The sequence below is a fragment of the Streptomyces sp. TRM64462 genome (genome assembly GCF_013362995.1).
GTDB lineage: Bacteria > Actinomycetota > Actinomycetes > Streptomycetales > Streptomycetaceae > Streptomyces.
Genome location: NZ_JABWDV010000264.1, coordinates 1 through 1526 on the forward strand (window position 1 = coordinate 1; position 1526 = coordinate 1526).

Here is a 1526-nt window from a genome sequence, read left to right on the forward strand (position 1 = left end):
CCGGCGATTGAGGAGCGGGGGTTCGGGGGCGGAGCCCCCGATTCGGGAAGGGGCGGGGTGGGGAAAGACCCCCCGCCGCGGTCACTGATCGCGATCGATCTCGTCCGAACCGTTGACGTACCCGCCGAGCGTCCTTACGTTGTCCCAGCAAGCGCTTTCTAAAACGATTCAATGCGCGCTGGAGGACGACTGTGCGTACCAACAGGACCGGGATCCAGGGGACCGTCGACCGGCGCGGCCTGCTGAAGCTGGCGGGCGGCTCCATGGCCGCCCTCGGCCTGACGGCGGCGGGCTGCGGCACGGGAAGCGGCTCGGACGGCGGGACCGTCACGATCCGGTACGCGTGGTGGGGGTCCGACGACCGCGCCAAGCGCATCAACCAGAGCATCGCCCTCTTCGAGAAGAAGTTCCCGAAGATCAAGGTCAAGACCGACTTCCAGCCGTACCTCGACTTCTGGAAGAAGTTCAACACCCAGGCCTCCGGCGGCAACCCGCCGGACGTCTTCCAGAACGCCATCGGGTTCCTGCGCAAGTACGACGCGAAGAACGTCCTCCTCGACCTGAAGGAGCAGGCCGACGCCGGCCACCTCCAGCTGGAGGGCTTCCGCGCCGGCCTGGAGAAGTTCGGCGAGGTCGACGGCAGACTCCTCGGCGTCCCCGTCGGATCCAACTCCATGGCCCTCGTCGTCGACCAGGCCGTCTACCGCAAGGCCGGCATCACCCCCAGGCCCGGCTGGACCTGGGACGAGTTCCACGCCGCCCTCGCCAAGATCCGCGACAACCAGGGCCGCGCCGGCGACAGCGGCATGTACGGCGTCATGTACCTGTACGACCTGTACCTGCGCCAGCACGGCAAGGCCTTCTTCACCGCCAGGGGGCTCGGCTTCACCGAGGCCGACCTCACCGACTGGTGGACCAAGGCGTTCACCGGCGTACGGTCCGGGATCTACGCCGACCCGAAGAAGGTCTCCCAGGTCAAGCCGAAGTCCGCCCTCGCCGCCGAACTCGCCGCCTCCGAGTTCACCTGGGACAACTTCACCATCCGCTACACCTCCGAGGGCAAGAGCGAGTACGGGCTCGCGCCCATCCCCACCACGGACGGCAAGCGGACCGGCCAGTACCTCGGCTCCCTCATGCTCAGCGGCTCCAAGCGCACCAAGCACCCCAAGGAAGTCGCCCAGTTCATCAACTTCATGGTCCACGACCCCGAGGTCGCCAAGATCATGGGCTACGACCGAGGCGTGCCCGCCACCACCGCCCAGTACGAGGCGTTCAAGCCCACCGACCCGGTGAACCAGCAGATCGCCGCGTACGAGCAGGGACTCGTCGACCGCGGCGTCCTCGAACCGATCACACCGCACCCGGCCGGCGCCGACGTCGCCGAGGCCGCCTTCCTGCGGATCGCCGAGGAGATGGCGCTGGGGGAGCGGACCGTCGCCGAGGCCGTGGGGCAGTTCTTCTCCGAGTCGAAGACGGCGTTCGGTGCGTAAGGGGCCCCGACCGTGACCCACGCACGCGTACCGACC

At 68.2% G+C, this 1526-nt stretch carries 1 protein-coding gene; it reads left to right on the forward strand.

Translation table 11 applies throughout. The features are described 5' to 3' along the window. The first annotated feature begins 263 nt into the window (after positions 1 to 263). Positions 264 to 1490, forward strand: coding sequence for an ABC transporter substrate-binding protein (locus HTZ82_RS12495; protein WP_175409422.1), 1227 nt, complete (start codon positions 264 to 266; stop codon positions 1488 to 1490). The last annotated feature ends 36 nt before the right edge of the window (positions 1491 to 1526 follow it).